The organism is Colwellia sp. BRX10-9 (assembly GCF_014077405.1).
Taxonomy (GTDB): domain Bacteria; phylum Pseudomonadota; class Gammaproteobacteria; order Enterobacterales; family Alteromonadaceae; genus Colwellia_A.
On record NZ_JACGVV010000024.1, the window covers coordinates 13,341 to 30,871 of the forward strand.

At 38.5% G+C, this 17,531-nt stretch carries 19 protein-coding genes; 10 read left to right on the top strand and 9 right to left on the bottom strand.

Going from position 1 to position 17,531, the window contains the following annotated elements:
- The first annotated feature begins 133 nt into the window (after positions 1-133).
- Entirely contained in the window at positions 134-985 is an 852-nt protein-coding gene (locus H4J69_RS13690; RefSeq protein ID WP_182221386.1) for a DMT family transporter, read from the top strand.
- A gap of 72 nt (positions 986-1,057) precedes the next feature.
- On the opposite strand, the gene H4J69_RS13695 is transcribed toward H4J69_RS13690, so the two are convergent.
- Positions 1,058-2,596 (bottom strand): guanosine-5'-triphosphate,3'-diphosphate pyrophosphatase, encoded by a 1,539-nt coding sequence (locus H4J69_RS13695; RefSeq protein WP_182230310.1) that lies wholly within the window; start codon positions 2,594-2,596, stop codon positions 1,058-1,060.
- Between the two features lie 6 nt (positions 2,597-2,602).
- Complete coding sequence (gene rhlB, locus H4J69_RS13700; RefSeq protein ID WP_070375343.1) at positions 2,603-3,865, bottom strand: ATP-dependent RNA helicase RhlB; 1,263 nt, start codon at positions 3,863-3,865, stop codon at positions 2,603-2,605.
- Between the two features lie 177 nt (positions 3,866-4,042).
- Between rhlB and trxA the strand changes: the two genes are divergently transcribed.
- The 5 genes from trxA to arfA all read left to right on the top strand — a co-directional run bounded on the left by trxA (position 4,043) and on the right by arfA (position 8,513).
- Positions 4,043-4,369, top strand: a complete 327-nt coding sequence (gene trxA / locus H4J69_RS13705; RefSeq protein ID WP_070375344.1) for a thioredoxin TrxA — start codon at positions 4,043-4,045, stop codon at positions 4,367-4,369.
- Positions 4,370-4,583: 214 nt separating this feature from the next.
- A complete protein-coding gene (gene rho, locus H4J69_RS13710) occupies positions 4,584-5,843 on the top strand; it encodes a transcription termination factor Rho (protein ID WP_070375345.1) in 1,260 nt (419 codons plus the stop codon).
- Between the two features lie 138 nt (positions 5,844-5,981).
- Positions 5,982-7,484: a 4-hydroxy-3-polyprenylbenzoate decarboxylase gene (gene ubiD / locus H4J69_RS13715; RefSeq protein WP_070375346.1), complete on the top strand. Its 1,503-nt coding sequence runs from the start codon at positions 5,982-5,984 to the stop codon at positions 7,482-7,484.
- A gap of 53 nt (positions 7,485-7,537) precedes the next feature.
- Entirely contained in the window at positions 7,538-8,233 is a 696-nt protein-coding gene (gene fre, locus H4J69_RS13720) for an NAD(P)H-flavin reductase (protein ID WP_070375347.1), read from the top strand.
- Positions 8,234-8,309: 76 nt separating this feature from the next.
- Positions 8,310-8,513 (top strand): alternative ribosome rescue factor ArfA, encoded by a 204-nt coding sequence (gene arfA, locus H4J69_RS13725; RefSeq protein ID WP_070375348.1) that lies wholly within the window; start codon positions 8,310-8,312, stop codon positions 8,511-8,513.
- A 100-nt stretch (positions 8,514-8,613) separates the two neighbouring features.
- Here the strand turns inward: arfA and H4J69_RS13730 are convergent, their stop codons facing one another.
- Genes H4J69_RS13730 through cyaY form a run of 7 tightly spaced genes read right to left on the bottom strand, consistent with a single transcriptional unit; the run spans position 8,614 to position 14,397 of the window.
- Entirely contained in the window at positions 8,614-9,042 is a 429-nt protein-coding gene (locus H4J69_RS13730; protein WP_182217170.1) for a hypothetical protein, read from the bottom strand.
- Positions 9,043-9,095: 53 nt separating this feature from the next.
- Positions 9,096-9,734, bottom strand: a complete 639-nt coding sequence (locus tag H4J69_RS13735) for a hypothetical protein (protein ID WP_182230311.1) — start codon at positions 9,732-9,734, stop codon at positions 9,096-9,098.
- Positions 9,731-10,975, bottom strand: a complete 1,245-nt coding sequence (locus H4J69_RS13740) for a heme biosynthesis HemY N-terminal domain-containing protein (protein WP_182244644.1) — start codon at positions 10,973-10,975, stop codon at positions 9,731-9,733. The genes H4J69_RS13735 and H4J69_RS13740 overlap by 4 nt, the downstream gene beginning before the upstream one ends.
- Positions 10,975-12,399 carry a uroporphyrinogen-III C-methyltransferase gene (locus H4J69_RS13745; RefSeq protein WP_182230313.1) on the bottom strand — a complete coding sequence of 475 codons (1,425 nt, stop codon included), beginning with the start codon at positions 12,397-12,399 and terminating at the stop codon, positions 10,975-10,977. The genes H4J69_RS13740 and H4J69_RS13745 overlap by 1 nt, the downstream gene beginning before the upstream one ends.
- Positions 12,392-13,150, bottom strand: coding sequence for a uroporphyrinogen-III synthase (locus tag H4J69_RS13750; RefSeq protein WP_182221380.1), 759 nt, complete (start codon positions 13,148-13,150; stop codon positions 12,392-12,394). The genes H4J69_RS13745 and H4J69_RS13750 overlap by 8 nt, the downstream gene beginning before the upstream one ends.
- Positions 13,137-14,072, bottom strand: coding sequence for a hydroxymethylbilane synthase (gene hemC / locus H4J69_RS13755; RefSeq protein ID WP_182230314.1), 936 nt, complete (start codon positions 14,070-14,072; stop codon positions 13,137-13,139). The genes H4J69_RS13750 and hemC overlap by 14 nt, the downstream gene beginning before the upstream one ends.
- Positions 14,073-14,076: 4 nt before the next feature.
- Complete coding sequence (cyaY, locus tag H4J69_RS13760; RefSeq protein WP_070375355.1) at positions 14,077-14,397, bottom strand: iron donor protein CyaY; 321 nt, start codon at positions 14,395-14,397, stop codon at positions 14,077-14,079.
- 81 nt (positions 14,398-14,478) lie between these two features.
- On the opposite strand from cyaY, the gene H4J69_RS13765 reads away from it, so the two are divergent.
- Genes H4J69_RS13765 through H4J69_RS13780 form a run of 4 tightly spaced genes read left to right on the top strand, consistent with a single transcriptional unit; the run spans position 14,479 to position 17,526 of the window.
- A complete protein-coding gene (locus tag H4J69_RS13765; RefSeq protein ID WP_070375356.1) occupies positions 14,479-14,685 on the top strand; it encodes an LPS translocon maturation chaperone LptM in 207 nt (68 codons plus the stop codon).
- A gap of 2 nt (positions 14,686-14,687) precedes the next feature.
- A complete protein-coding gene (gene lysA / locus H4J69_RS13770; RefSeq protein ID WP_182221378.1) occupies positions 14,688-15,938 on the top strand; it encodes a diaminopimelate decarboxylase in 1,251 nt (416 codons plus the stop codon).
- A 25-nt stretch (positions 15,939-15,963) separates the two neighbouring features.
- Complete coding sequence (gene dapF, locus H4J69_RS13775; RefSeq protein WP_182221377.1) at positions 15,964-16,794, top strand: diaminopimelate epimerase; 831 nt, start codon at positions 15,964-15,966, stop codon at positions 16,792-16,794.
- Positions 16,795-16,842: 48 nt separating this feature from the next.
- On the top strand, positions 16,843-17,526 hold the full coding sequence (locus H4J69_RS13780; protein WP_259364684.1) for a DUF484 family protein: 684 nt from the start codon (positions 16,843-16,845) through the stop codon (positions 17,524-17,526).
- The last annotated feature ends 5 nt before the right edge of the window (positions 17,527-17,531 follow it).

The following is a 17,531-nucleotide window of genomic DNA, read 5'->3' on the forward strand; positions in this document are numbered from 1 at the left end:
GGCTTATTGTAAAAATCTTAATTTGCAATGCTATAAGTAGATAGTAAAAATATATAGGCAAACGACTTATTCTATTAGCTGAGCTATTTTAGCTGGTAGAATGGCTTGTTTAATTTTACTAAATCGAGCATGAATGCCCAGTCACAAACAGTCATTATTTTCACTGCATAGTGCGGTGTTACTTTTCGCTATATCGGGTCTTTTTGCTAAGTGGCTAAATATGCCAGCCAGCCATATTGTTTTTGGTCGTGCTGCTTTTGCCGCGGCAACTATTGCGCTTTTTGTTTTACTGATAAGAAAGCAGTCTCTAAAAGTTGAAAAGTCACTACTATTGCCACTTGCTTTTACTGGTTTGGTTTTAGCTTTTCATTGGGGCAGTTTCTTTTATGCTATTCAGGTATCAAGTGTCGCAATTGGCTTGATCACTTTTGCAACTTTCCCTGTTTTTGTTAGTTTCCTCGAACCTATGTTGTTTAAAGAAAAATTCCATTATAAGGCGTTATTGCAGGCTTTACTCACGGTTGTTGGTATCTTATTTATTCTACCACTTGACCATTTAAGTGCAGGGGATATCGATGGTGTTATATGGGGAATGACATCGGCGATGAGTTTTGCTTTGTTAACACTGTTAAATCGAAAGTTTGTTGCCAAAACATCGGCTAAAAAAGTGGCCTTCTATCAAAACGCTTGTGCCACGGTATGTTTATTACCCTTAATGTTTTTATATCCGATCACCATATCTTACCAACAGTTGTCGGTATTAATTATTTTAGGTGTTCTTTTCACGGCAGTTGCTCATACATTATTTAATCATTCTCTAAAGGTGGTTAAAGCGCAAACAGCAAGTATCGCAGTAAGTTTAGAGCCTATCTACGGTTCTATAGCCGCGTATTTTCTTTTAGGTGAACAAATAACGTTCATGATGGTGATTGGTGGCAGTATTGTTATTTTTACCAATCTTTGGGCATCTAAAACTAATAGCTAATGATCATTAAATATTGATATTTAAGTGTGTTATTGAGTTTTCCATAGCCGATATTAAACGATAAATGAAGGGTTATTTAAGAGCTTCTTGAGTCTCACAAAAGATGTTAAGTGATAAATGAAGCGTTGTTAAATGGGCACTTTCTTGGAGCAGTTCGTCAGCGATGAGTGGGTGTGCAGCAAGCCAAGTCGTTGGTAAACATAAATTGATAATATCATCACCCGTACTTTTAATAATAGCGGTTTGATAATCGGGCAAAGCATCATCTTTGCGGCGTCGACATAAAATGATGGCTAAACGTAAAATAACTAACAGGTAGCTTGCTTGCTGAAAATTTACTGCCGTTTGATTTTCTAGTAAATCGACATCAATATTACCTTTGTGTAACCGGACTAAGGTGACGAGTAATTGTCGTTCAATTTGATTAAATCCTGGTAAATCAGCGTGTTGTAATATGTAGGCACCATGATGCTGATGCTGCTTAAACTCTAATAACAAACCAATTTCATGTAATTCACAGGCAGCATTCAATAATGCTAAGCTGTTTTCTTCATCTAATGACCAAGTTTCCTTATAGGTGTGAAATAAACTTGTCGCTTGTCTTTGAATTCGTACGGAATGTTGATTATCAATATGAAATTTTTCAGTGAGAGAATTAATCGTACTCTGACGGATACTCATATCTACCCTTTTAGGCAGCATGCTGTAAAGTAAACCTTCACGTAAAGCACCACTTGATAACTGAATGTTCTCAATGTTGAAGCTTTCAATGACGGCAATTAAAATAGCGACGCCACTGGCTATAACGGGCGATCTTTCCTGGCTGAGTCCAGCAATCTTAATTTCACTGATGGTTTTACATTGTATTAACTGTTGTTGAATAGTCTGTAAGAAAAGCAGATTAACACCAGTACTCTTATGGTTAAATTGTTGCATTTCGGTCAGGGCTTGCATGGTGCCAGAGCCACTTAACACTAACTTCCAACCCGTTTCTTTAAAACGCTCAACCAAAGGAAATATTACTTTTTTTGCTGCAGCTATAGCAAGAGCAAAATTTTCAGCCGTTAATTTATTATCCGAGAAATAACGGCTATTAAAAGTGACACAGCCAATATCTAAGCTTTCGACTTGCTTAGTTACAAAACCATCACCTAAAATAAGCTCAGTACTTGCGCCGCCAATATCAATAACAAAGCGTTGTTTAGCACCACAACTGGTATGTGCCACCCCTAAATAAATATTTTTGGCTTCTTGTTTGCCACTGAGTAGCTTTATTTTTTGTCCCAAAATTTTATTAGCTTGTGTTAAAAACTCTTCACGATTTTTAGCAAGACGCAGGGTTGCTGTCGCGACAATACGGACGTTTTTTTGAGGAATATCTTGCAGCCGTTCAGCGAAAAAGCTTAAGCATTCAAGGCCTCGAGCAATCGCGGCTTGGCTGAGTTGGTTGTCTGAATTTAAACCGGAGGCTAAACGAACTTTACGTTTAACTTTATCAACCACCTGAACGCTATTAGCTAGCTGTCGGGTGATCAACATATGAAAGCTGTTTGAACCTAAATCGATCACCGCATAAAGAGGTGTGGAAATCTCAGTATGGGTGATCGTCATAGTCGTCTAGTGGCGACGCTGGTTGTTGCCACCCGTTCTGCCACGATTTTGTCCACCATTTTGAGGCTTATGGCGACGAGGACGAGGCTTAGGAGTAGGAAAATCAGTTAATAATGCATCTTGATTATATTTACTTACCGGTAAGGCATGTTCAATATAGGTTTCGATAGGAGGTAAGTTAAAAACATAGCCTTCACATGCGAAACTAATTGCATGACCTGTTGCACCAGCACGGCCAGTACGGCCTATACGATGTACATAATCTTCACAATCATCTGGTAAATCATAATTAAATACATGACTTACGCTAGGAATATGTAAACCGCGTGCGGCTACATCAGTGGCAACTAAGATATCTAGTTCACCGGCACTAAATTGCTCAAGAATCTTTAAACGTTTCTTCTGAGGTACATCGCCAGTTAATAAACCAACGCGGATGTTATCAATTTCTAAATGTGAATAAACTTTTTCACAAACATGCTTAGTATTGGCAAAGATGATCGCTTTTTCAGGCCATTCTTCTTCAATTAATGTTTGTAACAAAGCCATTTTATCTTCGTTAGAAGGATAAAATAATTCTTCAGAAATTCGAGTGTTTGTTTTTTGTTCTGGCGCGATTTCAACACTTTCTGGCTCATTCATGTGTTCAAATGCAAGTTCTTTTACACGAAAAGATAAGGTTGCTGAAAATAACATGCTTAAACGTGCTGTAGCGGCAGGCATACGATTAAACATATATCTGATATCTTTAATGAAGCCTAGATCAAACATACGATCGGCTTCATCAAGCACAACAACTTCGATATTGTTTAGGTTATAAATACCTTGTTTCATATAATCGAGCAAACGACCACAGGTACCAATAAGAATATCTACACCAGCTTCAAGCTCTAAGCGTTGGCTTTCATAGCCTTCACCACCATAAACTACGCCTAAGCGTAAGCCAGTGCTTTTTGCCATTTCTTTAGCATCACGGTGAATTTGTACGGCTAATTCACGTGTTGGTGCCATGATTAAGGCACGAGGTTGATTATGCTTTGGATCTGGTTTTTGTAATAAGTGATGAAAGGTTGCAGCTAAAAAGGCGATTGTTTTACCTTCGCCTGTTTGTGCTTGGCCTGCAATATCAGTACCTTTCAATAAAATGGGTAAAGATTGCTCTTGAATTGAAGTGCAATACTCAAAGCCCATAGCGTCAAGACCTGCGACAACTTTAGTGTCGAGGTTAAGTTCTGAGAACTTAGTTTCAGTTAAGTGTGTTTTATTCATGCGCACAGCTTAACAGGTTATATAGTTAATAAAAAACGGTATCGAGTAAATGTATTCATAAATACTCAATTAATGTTAGAAATAGCCAACAGTTATAAGATCAAAGTTGGTAATTCATAATGATGGCGTTATAATCCCCACCAATTGGCAAAATGCCACCATTTAACGGAGATAGAAATGAGCGATAGAATTGTTCAGTTAACAGACGACAGTTTTGATACTGACGTAATTACCGCCTCAGGCCTTATATTAGTCGATTTTTGGGCTGAATGGTGTGGTCCTTGTAAAATGATCGCACCTTTATTAAATGACATTGCAGAAGAATATGCAGGTCAAGTAACTGTTGGTAAATTAAATATCGATCAAAACTCAATTACTCCACCTAAATACGGTATTCGTGGTATTCCTACGTTATTGTTATTTAAAGATGGCGCAGTCGCTGATACTAAGGTTGGCGCTTTATCTAAAACTCAATTAAAAGAGTTTATTGATAATAATTTATAAGTTTTCATAAAAAGGTTCGTATTTACGAGCCTTTTTTGTATATATTAGCTTATTAATTAAAGAAGAAAGCCATAGATCAAATTTTGATCCTTTACCTGATTAAATTTTAGTGCTAAATTTAGCTTTCTAATGAACCACATTTCAAACCAAACTCCAATTTCAATGATGCCAACAGGCAAACTCACTTCAATATAAATAGTTAAAGAACCCCACTATGAACCTGATCGAACTTAAAGAAAAACCAATAAGCGAACTTGTCGAGCTTGCCGCATCTATGAAGCTTGATAATTTAGGCCGCAATCGTAAACAAGACATAATTTTTGCTATATTAAATGCTCATGCCGAAAACGATAATGATATTTTTGGTGGCGGTGTTCTAGAAATTTTACAAGACGGCTTTGGTTTTTTGCGTTCTTCAGATTCCTCATATTTAGCAGGACCTGATGATATTTATGTTTCACCGAGTCAAATTCGCCGTTTCAGTATGCGAACGGGTGATACTATTCACGGAAAAATCCGTCCACCTAAAAAAGGTGAACGTTATTTCGCGTTATTAAAAGTAGCAGAAGTTAATTTCGACAAGCCAGAAAATGTTCGCAACAAAATACTCTTTGAAAATTTAACCCCAATCCATCCTGATGAACGTTTAATCATGGAACGTGGTAATGGTTCAACTGAAGATATTACCGCACGTGTTTTAGATTTGGCTTCTCCAATTGGTAAAGGGCAACGTGGTTTAATTGTTGCTCCACCAAAAGCGGGTAAAACATTATTACTTCAAAACATTGCGCAAAGTATTGCTCATAACCATCCTGATGCCGAGTTAATGGTATTGCTTATCGATGAACGTCCGGAAGAAGTGACAGAGATGCAGCGCTTGGTAAAAGGCGAAGTCATTGCATCAACGTTCGATGAACCAGCAAACCGCCATGTACAAGTAGCTGAAATGGTTATTGAAAAGGCTAAGCGTTTAGTTGAGCATAAAAAAGATGTTGTTATTCTACTTGACTCAATTACACGTTTAGCTCGAGCTTATAACACGGTTATTCCATCATCTGGTAAAATTCTTACCGGTGGTGTTGACGCCAATGCTTTACACCGTCCAAAACGCTTTTTTGGTGCCGCGCGTAATATTGAGCACGGTGGTAGTTTAACGATTATCGCGACAGCTCTAGTAGAAACCGGCTCTAAAATGGACGAAGTTATTTACGAAGAGTTTAAAGGTACCGGTAACATGGAATTACACCTTTCTCGTAAAGTGTCTGAAAAGCGTGTTTTCCCAGCGATTAATATTAATCGTAGTGGTACTCGTCGTGAAGAATTGATCACTAAACCTGCAGAATTACAGAAAATGTGGATTTTACGTAAAATTGTTCATGAAATGGACGAAGTTGGTGCAATTGAATTCCTCATCGACAAACTAGCAATGACTAAAACGAATAACGAATTTTTTGATTCTATGAAACGTAAATAGTTTATTGGTCGCTTATTCACATCCGTGTGATTGCGACATACCGTACATCCTGTACATAAACGCCAGTGTTAGCAATAACAGCTGGCGTTTTTGCTTAAAACACTGTCAAACTATTAAGCGGATGAGTGATTTAAATTTATGAAATATAGTGACTTAAGAGACTTTATAAAACAGTTGGAAAAAATAGGCCAGCTCAAGCGTATTTCCCAGCCTATTTCTACAGATTTAACGATGACCGAAATCAGTGACCGTACGCTACGTGCTGAGGGGCCAGCGTTATTATTTGAAAACCCCGTCGACAAAAATGGTGTACCACATGGCATGCCAGTACTAACTAATTTATTTGGTACGCCTGATCGTGTTGCCTTGGCTATGGGACAACCTGATGTGCGTGCTTTACGTGATGTTGGTAAATTACTTGCCATGTTAAAAGAGCCTGAACCTCCTAAAGGTTTTCGAGACGCGATAAGTAAAATCCCGGTTTATAAGCAAGTCTTAAATATGCCGGTAAAAATGATTAAAAAGCCGTTGTGTCAGCAAGTTATTATTGAGGGTGCCGATGTAGATTTAAATAAACTACCTATTCAAAAATGTTGGCCAGGTGATGTTGCTCCTTTAATTACTTGGGGGTTAACGGTTACACGAGGTCCCCATAAAGAACGTCAAAATTTAGGTATTTATCGACAGCAATTAATCAGTAAAAATAAAATTATTATGCGTTGGTTATCACATCGTGGTGGTGCATTAGATTTTCAAGAATTTAAGCAAACCAATCCAGGTGAAAAATACCCTATTTCTGTTGCTTTAGGTGCAGATCCTGCCACTATTTTAGGCGCGGTAACGCCTGTTCCTGATACTTTATCAGAGTACGCTTTTGCTGGATTACTACGTGGTGCTAAAACAGAAGTGGCAAAATGTATTAGTAACGATTTAGAAGTACCGGCGACGGCTGAGATTATTTTAGAAGGTTATCTAGACCCCGCTGAAGTTGCTCCAGAAGGACCATACGGCGATCATACCGGTTACTATAATGAAGTTGATAACTTCCCTGTGATGACGGTAACCCATATTACTCATCGTAAAGACCCCATTTATCACAGTACTTATACTGGCCGTCCACCGGATGAACCCGCCATTTTAGGTGTGGCATTAAATGAAGTGTTTGTGCCTATTTTACAGAAACAATTTCCTGAAATTCAGGATTTCTATTTACCACCCGAAGGATGTTCATATCGTTTGGCGATTGTTACTATTAAAAAGCAATATGCCGGACATGCAAAACGCGTAATGATGGGTGTTTGGTCTTTCCTACGTCAATTTATGTATACTAAGTTCGTTATTGTTTGTGATGATGATATTAATGCTCGTGATTGGAAAGATGTAATTTGGGCAATGACCACGCGGATGGATCCAAGTCGAGATACAGTATTAATTGAAAACACACCGATTGATTATTTAGACTTTGCATCTCCTGTGTCTGGTTTAGGTTCAAAAATGGGTATGGATGCAACAAATAAATGGCCAGGTGAAACAAATCGCGAATGGGGTGAACCTATCGTGATGACCGAAGAAGTTAAAACAGATGTTGATAATATTTGGGATGAACTTAATATATTTCCAACAACTGATAAAAAGAATTAGTAACTGTTATCCTGAACATGTTTTAGGATCTGAATAATGAAAGGTTTAAATAAATGAATAAAATTAAGTGTCAGGTAGAATCATTAACATCTCTGACAGAGTTTGTTTATAAAGTGCTATTAAAGCCAAGTGAGCAAATCGATTTTCAAGCCGGCCAATACTTAAATTTTGTGATGAGTGAGGATGATAAACGTCCTTTCTCTATTGCCAGTGCACCCAATGCTGAATTAATTGAACTACAAATTGGTGCTTCAGGTGCTGACAGTTACCCAATGCAAGTTATTGAACATATTAAAGCCAATAATACCGTTACTGTAGAAATGCCACTAGGCAATGCGCAGCTGCGCAGTGAAAGCGAACGTCCGCTTTTACTTTTGGCGGGTGGTACAGGGTTTTCTTATATAAAATCTATGTATGAATTGTTAGCGTCACAAAGGTCATCGCGAAAGATTACTGTTTATTGGGGTTTGCGTGATCAAAGTGCTTGTTATGAACTAGAAAAAACAGCTAAAATTATTGCAGGTCTAGAAAATGGTACTTTTCACCCGGTGGTAGAGAACCCTGATGACAATTGGCAAGGTCAAGTTGGCATGGTTCACCACGTTGTGATGAAAGATATTAAAAATTTAGCCGATTATGATATTTATTTGGCCGGACGTTTTGATATGGTAGGCGCAGTTCGCACCGACTTTTTAGCGCAAGGAGCCTTAGTTGAACATATGTTTGCTGATGCTTTTGCCTATATTTAATATTAGATAAAGTTTTTAAATGAATAACCGATAAAGCCATCATACCGATGGCTTTTATTATTGAAGAGTAAAATTAATGAGTAAAAATAAACAGGGTCAAGTATTGCAAAATACTTTAGCAACAGACTTAGGACGAGGGAAAATCAAAGATAATTTTTTCGCGGCTCTTGTCACATCGAAAGTTTATAAACTGCAGGTGGTGCAGGCTAAAAAAGGTAAAGGTTCATTCAAACGTAGCAACAAACATCAAGGTAGAGAACCTTATTTAATGAATGCTTAGTACGTTAGTATTTATTAAATAGGGCTTTGTGAAGATAGTCATCATGGCGTAGGTGCCGATGACTATTTTATTTTTTATAATGACTGACTAGATTAAGTGGCTATTTATTCGCGATTCTATTGATACTTAAACCATCAATTAAAAAGCCATGACTCGCTAACCAAGTTGATGCATCTTTAGCATTGGTAAACACTTGCCGTTCATAAGACGCATCAGTATGGGGTATTAGCCTTTCTAATTGCATTTCTTTGGCTGCGCTCTTTGTGTAAATATGACAATCTTTGCTGCAACCATTGTCCTTGAACCACTGGCAATGTTCTTCAATATGTTTATCAATTGCAGGAACACCTAACTCCCAATCCTCAAAAGAAGAAACAATAGCCCAAGGACTACCTTTAAGCGGGCTCGCTTTAGCACGAAACTCTTTAACATAAGCAATAATAGCTTCTTCGTTCCAAGTGCCAGAAAACCATTGCACAACAACATTGCCACGAACTTCAATTTTCCATTCTCCGTGAATGCTAAACATAATAGGCCTCTTTTATTTGCTTTTGATATAATGTGCTTAAGCTGAAAATATTTTTAGATTGAGTCTTTTAATATACTTTGTGGGCTAGCAACAAATATTTGATAGGGTAAAGGCTCAGCCAGTAAACTTTCGTCAACAGTAAACTCAACGAAGCCACTTTTAGTAAAAAAGTGAGTGAGATCATCTATCGCCACTTTTTCAGTTTGCAAATCAGCCGCTTGATAATAAGCTTTAATACCTTCATCCTCACATTCATCGGCATCAACAAAGAGATGCATTGGCATACTTAAGACCGTAATAGATTGAGCCTTTTGATGATGTTTAACAATTTCTTTAAGCAGGTATTGCCCAATCGCTTGTTTACGATATTGTGGCAGAACACTGATCGCTTCAAGTAAAATATGTGTTTTAGCTTTTTTGGTCTCAGCAGTAATGCTTAATTGTTCACATAAGCCTTGTTCAAGGTTTTGGCCTTTAAAATAAAGGTTAAGTGGAATTTCCCAGTCAGTATCTTCGTTGGCTAATAAAGTATAAGAGCCAACAGCATCACGGTGTTTATTGAGGGTGATTAGCTCAATTTCAGCTTTAGCAATAATATCGCCTTGCTCGTTTTTTACATTGATTTCTTGGCATAATTGCCAATCAAAAGCACCGGCAATTTCAGGTTTTCTAAAGTCGACTGTTAAATTCATTTTTGTTCGTTTCCGTTATTTATAACTAAGGTATTATTCTTAAAGCTGCCAATTTGACCTAAAGCTTTATTTAATACTTGATTGGCTTTTTTATATTCGCCTTGCTGCTCTAATACTTGAGAAAAATTCAGCAGATCAATAACATCATATTGTGTACCTGCTAAATTAATTAGGCTATTAAAGGCTTTTTCTGCCATCGGCAGTTGTTGAGATTTTGCGGCTAAATTAGCTAAACAACTTAACCATTTTCCGCTGTGAGGATCATTATGTAACTGTTTTTGAACGGCACTGATTAATTCATCAGTCGCCGAAATAGGTAGCTGGCGAATATTCTTTAAAAAAGTATCGTCTGCGCCTTTTTTAATCACGGGTAATAATATTTTATTGAGTGGTTCAGTGATCTTGTGCTCGGCTAATACTTGACAATAAGCCCAGAGAATAACTTCATTATGTTTTAATTTTCGAGTAAGTTTGTGCCACCGCTGTGCCAATGAATCGTTATTTTCTTTGCGTATTGTTTCATTAAAAGCACCATAGAAAGCGCTTGCTTCCCATAATGCTATTTTTTCATTCGTAATGGTTTTTTGTTTACGGGCTGAAACAAGTTGCTCTATTACATAATCAAAACGTTTTTCTTGCAAGCTTAAGATGATCTCTAAGCTTAATAACCTTGCATCATGACCAATTTGTTTGTGATGTTTATCAATAATACTCCGTGCCTGTGCAAAGTCTTCCTGAGAGATTAATAACTTAATCGTCACGAGTACTGATTCTAAACCAGAGCCTTTAACGCTATTGTCTTCTTGTGCTAATAAAGCTAAGTAGTGATTAGTGTTTGATCGCAGCGATTGTTTCGACGATGCTGCAGCAGCCAATAGATAAGACGTATGTGTAAATCTTGAGGGTTCAGCCGCTTTAGCAAACAAATGCTCTGCTTGTTGGTTGTCTTCAAGAATAAAAGCAGCAATGCCGCGATTAAAGTCCCTTAAACCTCGACGGCGATTAGCAAAAGCAATTTTGTTCCAGCCGCCAAAACCCAAACGTAGACTGCCACGCACAAGTGTCATCGATAACCCTAAGGCGATAAATAATAGCGTTAACATAATACATGCCATTACTACGGTTGATTCTATGGTTAAATCGCCCATCGCAATTAAGATATAACCTTTTTCATTTATTAGTAGTGGGCTAATAGCAACCGCAGCAAAAAATATTAATATCCACAGTATTAATTTTTTCATTATAAGGCCTCATTCGTGCTGTTAGGCTGCACTTTTGACTCTTGTGGTGCAACTTCTTCAGGTGGTGTTTGAGATGAGCCATTTAGGGCTTTTTCTTTGCCCTCGGGTAATTTATCAGGCATTACTTGAGGCGTTAATTGTTCAAGTGTTGGTTTTAAAGGCGTTTCTGCTAGCACTTTACTCATCGCTTTTAGCGATAAAAGCGTACTGGGGTAATCATAAGTGATTATCTTACCTTTTAGTTTTTGAATAGCTTGATAAAAGCTTTGATTTTCAACTTTTTGCATATCAAAGTATTCTGTTAACCATAGTTGAATGTCATTTAAGGTTTGATTATAAATCTTCTGTTTTTTCTCTGTCACTGCCCACTGAGCTAATTGTAGCTTTAAGCTAAGGTTCTCAATAAGGTTTTGTTGATGTTGTGGCGACATTAATGGTTTTACATTACCACTACTTCTGCGGACAGTAATAAAATCTGCAAGAATTTTTTGCCATGTTTTAGCGAGGTTTTCTCGCCAATCATTGGTGCTTTCAGATAATGTGAAATCACTGCTCTTGTTGTCATTATCTGGAATTTTAACCATAGCCAAGGGTAAGTTTGCCAGTTGATGACTCATCGCCATTAAGGTCATAACGGTTTCTTCGTTGTCTACAACAGGTATTAATGTTAACTGTGCGATGTCTTGACGAATTAATTGACGAATAGGTAAAAACTGCGGATCTTTAAGTTCTTTGAGACGCATATCCGCATCTTGTAACAAGCCAATTGCAGCTCTTGTATCTTGCTCTAGCCACATCGTGCGAGTGGCAATACGAATAAGGTACTCTGCTTCGTGTAATAACCAATCACTGGGTTGATTTTGTGATAATCGTTCAACAGTCTTTTCAAGTTGAGCGATTTTAACTTGGCTGTCTGTTGTTATTGTTGCAATCTCACGGTTTAAGCGCTGTGAAAACATGGTTTGTTGCTGAGCAAATAACTGCTTAACTTTTTGCTCACTACTGGCCAAACTTTGTTGGGTTTTTTGCTCACTAGTGGCTAAAATTTGCTGAGTTTGTTGTAAAAACTCTGCTTTGCTCTGTGCTTGTTGCTGTATATCCCAGTAATATAAACCGCCGACACCAACACTTGCTGCTAAAGCTATGATTAAGGAAACTACAGCAGTCTTAGATAATTTTTGTTTATTCATCTTTGTATCATTTGCCACCGGTGATTTAGCTTTTTTTTCCGAGGTTTTAATGGCTGGTTTTTTCTCGTTAACCACAGCTGAGGCTTTATTTTTTTCAGGGGACTTCTGTTCTTCACTCGAGGATGCTGTTGTCGCTGACGCTAGTGAAATAGAAGTTGAAAAACCTTGCTCTGACTTTTCGTCAGTCGCTTTTGTTTCTGAAGTATTTGACTCGTTTAGCTTTTTATCAGTCATTATTTTTTCCATATGAAGTGATTGCACTAAGCATGGCTTGATCATTAGCACCGTTAGCATTAATGATATTGAGTAATCCTAGTTGTTTCGCTTGTTCGGCAATGCGCTCACTAGCGACAATCCATAAACAAGTAGTTTGCCAATAACTCTCTGAATGCTTTATTAAGTGTACTATGCTTTCTAGCAAAGCGTTACTGGTTATGACAATACAATTTATTCGCTGATTTCGCCATTGTTGAACCTGTTTTTGCGTGACGGGAAGCCAGACTTTTTTATAGCTTTCTAAATAGTGAACTTTGGCGCCTCGCAAGGTGAGTTGCTGGGCAATATGCTCTCGACCACCGTCACCACGAACAATAATAATGGTTTCGCCACTGATTGTTTTTTCATCAAGTATATTAAGTGTTAATAAACCTTCGCTGGTATGAAGTTCAGGGGAAACAGCACTAAGCCCTTTTGCTTTTAAAGCGTTTAGTGTTGCGCTACCGATAGCAATAATGCGTTTTTGTTGCCATTGAGAAAAATCAACAGCGCAATGAGCAAACTCAACCGCAGCGACACTAACAAAAATAACAATGGCTTGCGGATATTGTTTGATGAGCTTTTTAGTGGTGATTTTACAAGCAAGTGATTGATAGTCAAAGAACGGTTGGCAGTGACTGTCAATGCCGATACTTTTTAACTGTTGCGCTAAAGCACGTCCTACTTTTTCAGGACGTGTGATTAAAACGTGTGTGTTACTGTTGTGCATAAACCTGACGCAATATTCTATCAGCGCCTTTTTCAAGGAGTTGCTCAGCCAGTGTATTACCTAGTTGTTCAGCATTTTTACTATCACCAGTTATTTCACTGGTCAGTATTTCACTACCGTCAGTTGCGCCCACTAAACCACGTAAAAAAACTTGACCATTGTTTTGAATAACAGCGTAGCTCCCAATAGGGACCTGGCAACCACCTTCTAAAGCCCGGTTCATCGCTCGTTCTGCTAACACTCGAATACGGGTAGTTTCACAACCTAATGGCGCAAGTAAAGCTTTAAGGGTTTCATCGTTCGTTCTACATTCAATTCCGACAGCACCTTGTCCGTTTGCTGGCAACATGACCTCAGGTTCAATAAACTCTTGAATTCGCTCAGGCATCGCTAAACGTATTAATCCGGCTGCGGCAAGTATAATGGCATCATATTCGCCATTATCTAATTTTTTTAAACGGGTATTTACGTTACCGCGCAAATCACGAATGTCTAAATCTGGGCGCATGGCTTTAATTTGGCATTGACGACGTAAACTTGAGGTACCAACAACAGCACCCTGTGGCAGTTCGGCTAAACTGTTAATGGTGTTGGAGACGAAGGCATCACGAGGGTCTTCACGAGGACAAATTACTTCTAAGCCTAGCCCTTCAGGAAATTCTACGGGGACATCTTTCATTGAATGAACCGCGATGTCAGCACGGTCTTCTAACATGGCAACTTCGAGTTCTTTAACAAATAAACCTTTACCACCGACTTTAGCTAAAGGTGTATCTAAAATAATATCGCCTTTGGTGGTCATGGGAACAAGTTCAACAATAATGCCAGCGTGGAAATGCTCTAATTGTGCTTTTACATATTCGGCTTGCCATAAAGCGAGTGCACTTTTACGTGTGGCAATGCGTACGGTTGTTGTGCTCATTAAATTATCCTGCGCTAATAGTTATTTCGGTGTCGGCCTGAATACTGATCGCTTTTGATAAGAATTGCCAAAGTTCGCCACCACCACGTTTGTCTGTCCATTGGCCATCTTCACACTGAAAATGATGACCATTAAATTTAGTTGCTACCCATATTTCCTGCAAGGGTGCTTGTTTATTAATGATGACTTTGCTGCCACTTTTAAAGGTCAGTGTTAACATGCCACCCACACCCTCATAATCAATGTCGGTACCACAATCTTCAATGGCTTCTTCTATTTGAAGAATAATTTCATCGGCAAGTAAATTGTATTGGCTGTCGTTCATTAATGCTTCCTTTTCTAGCGCAATGAAATTTATTCATCTTTGCTAGCTATTTGTTGGTCATGAGATTATAAAACGTCTATCATGAGAAAAAAATCGAATAAATCAAGTATGCGTAAACAAAATTCAATTATTTTAGCGTTTTTTATTATATCAGTGCTTTTAAGTGGATGTGGAATTAAAGGTCCACTAACGCAAAAATCTGTGCAAGTAAAAGTACAGCAGCAAACTGAACACGCTAATACACAGCCAAAACAAAACTCACCAGCACCAAAATCGCAGGAAAATTAATCGTGGATTTTTTCAATTACAAAAACACTTCTCTGTATGCTGAAGATTGTGCCGTTACTCAACTTGTTAAGCAACATGGTACGCCGTTATATATATATTCACGAGCGACTATTGAGCGCCACTGGCATGCGTTTGACCAAGCGGCCGGTGATAAACCACATTTAGTGTGTTATGCGGTGAAAGCCAACAGTAACATTGCCGTACTCAATGTGATGGCACGTTTAGGTAGTGGTTTTGATATCGTTTCAAAAGGCGAACTTGCTCGTGTATTACAAGCTGGCGGTGATGCCCGCAAAGTGGTGTTTTCGGGCGTTGGCAAAAAGTCAGATGAAATTGCTTTTGCCTTAGAAAAGGGTATTTACTGCTTCAATGTTGAATCAGCAGCAGAGCTAACGCGTATTCAGCAGGTAGCCGAGCGCATGAAAATGACTGCACCGGTCTCTTTAAGAGTAAACCCTGATGTAGATGCTGGTACGCATCCTTATATATCGACAGGCTTAAAAGAAAATAAATTTGGTATTAGCATTGATGATGCCTTTGAGCTTTACCAACACGCCAATAGTTTATCGAATATTGCGGTAAAGGGCATTGATTGCCATATTGGTTCGCAGTTAACTGAAGTACAACCCTTTTTAGACGCACTTGACCGAGTACTCGCACTCGTTGACCGCCTCGCAGAGGTAAATATTGCCTTATCGCATATCGATGTTGGCGGTGGTTTAGGCGTATGTTATAACGACGAAACGCCACCTCATCCTAATGAATACGCGAAAGCGATTGCGGATAAGTTAGCTGATCGTGATATTACGCTGATTTATGAGCCCGGTCGTGCCATTATGGCTAATGCCGGAATTTTAGTGACCGAAGTTGAATTACTAAAAACGAATCAAGATAGACATTTTGCGATTGTTGATGCCGCGATGAATGATTTAATTCGTCCGTCGCTTTATCAAGCATGGCAAGCGATTATCGAAGTTGAAAAAAATGAACTCACCAGTAAAAAAACTTACGACATTGTTGGTCCTATTTGTGAAACGGGTGATTTTCTGGGTAAAGCTCGAGAACTAAGTATCGTGGCCGGTGATCTCTTAGCGATCCGCTCTTCGGGTGCCTATGGTTTTTCGATGAGTTCAAATTATAATAGTCGCCCAAAAGCGGCTGAAATTATGGTCGATGGTGAAGAAAATCATTTGATCCGTGCTCGGGAAACACTTGAGCAATTATGGCAAGGCGAGTCTTTGTTACCAAAATAAGTATCAAATTGAATATGGGAAGTAAATGTTAGTTAATTTTTCAAAAATGCACGGTTTAGGTAATGACTTCCTAGTACTAGACAATGTTACCCAGAATGTTTATTTGTCTAATGAGCAAATAAAGCAGTTATCCGATCGTAATTTCGGTGTCGGTTTTGATCAAGTGTTAGTGGTTGAGCCACCGTACGATCCCGATTTAGATTTTCATTATCGCATCTTTAATGCCGACGGTAGTGAAGTTGGGCAGTGTGGCAATGGTGCTCGTTGTTTTGCTAAATTTGTGCGTTTAAAAGGCTTAACGAATAAAAATAAAATTAAGGTGTCGACACAGTCAGGCAAGATGACCTTATTTGTTGAGCGCGATGGTAACGTTTCAGTGAATATGCCAACACCTAAGTTTGAACCAAGCCAAATTCCATTTACTGCCCAAAAAGTAGAAGGTACTTACATTCTTCGCAGTGATGAAGATACCGTATTGTGTGGCGTGGTTTCTTTAGGTAATCCGCATTGTGTGCTGACAGTTGACTCGGTTGATGAGGCTCCTGTTGAGACGTTAGGTAAAGCCTTGTCACATCACGAACGCTTTCCCCAGCAAGTGAATGTTGGCTTTATGGAAATTGTTGCCCCTGACTATATTAAACTTCGTGTTTATGAACGTGGTTCAGCTGAAACGTTAGCCTGTGGTAGTGGTGCTTGTGCAGCAGTAGTTATTGGCCAAATACAAAATAAATTAGGTCGAGATGTTACGGTGGAATTACCGGGCGGTAACTTAAAGGTTTATTGGAAAGGACCGGGTAATTCAGTCAAAATGACTGGCCCAGCCGTACATGTATTTGACGGGCAATTAAATTTATAATCAGCATAAAGTTAGCTTATTTAACTATTCAAGATATAGAGAATTAATTTGAACGACTCAACCCCAATGCAATTAGATGAAGTAAGTTTAACGGATGATCTCATTGTTGATTACTTACATGATAACCCAGAATTTTTTAATCGTAATCCTGAGCTGATCACTAGTCTACGTTTATCCGATGTTAATCGTGGCACCGTCTCGTTAGTGCAAAGACAACAAAGCCAGCAACGTCAAAAAATTCATGGTCTAGAAGAAGAAATCACTCAACTTATGGCGATAGCTAACCATAATGAACAGCTTTTTGCTTTGTATAGCGACTTGTATTTACGCTTGTTAGATTGCAGCTCCGCACCTGAGTTGCTTGACTGTTTGTATCAAGCAACCACAGAATTATTGTCATTATCGGGTTTGAAAGTCTGGTTAAAAGAGCATACTGAGGTTGACCATGCTAGCATCGTTAAAAACGATTGTGCAGGGGTGATGAATAATCGTTTATCCAAAGATGATTATTATTTTGGGCGCTTACAAAAAAGCGAGCAAGAACTTATTTTTTCGCAACATCAAGAAGGCTCTGTGGTCTTAATTAAGCTAAATCATATTAATGATGACATTGGTTTTATGGCAATAAGCAGTGCCGACGCCGACCACTTTGATCCACGCATGGATACTTTATTGCTTAGTCAATTTAGAAAGCTGGTGGCAAAATTACTTTTTCAACAACTGTATAAATAACACAG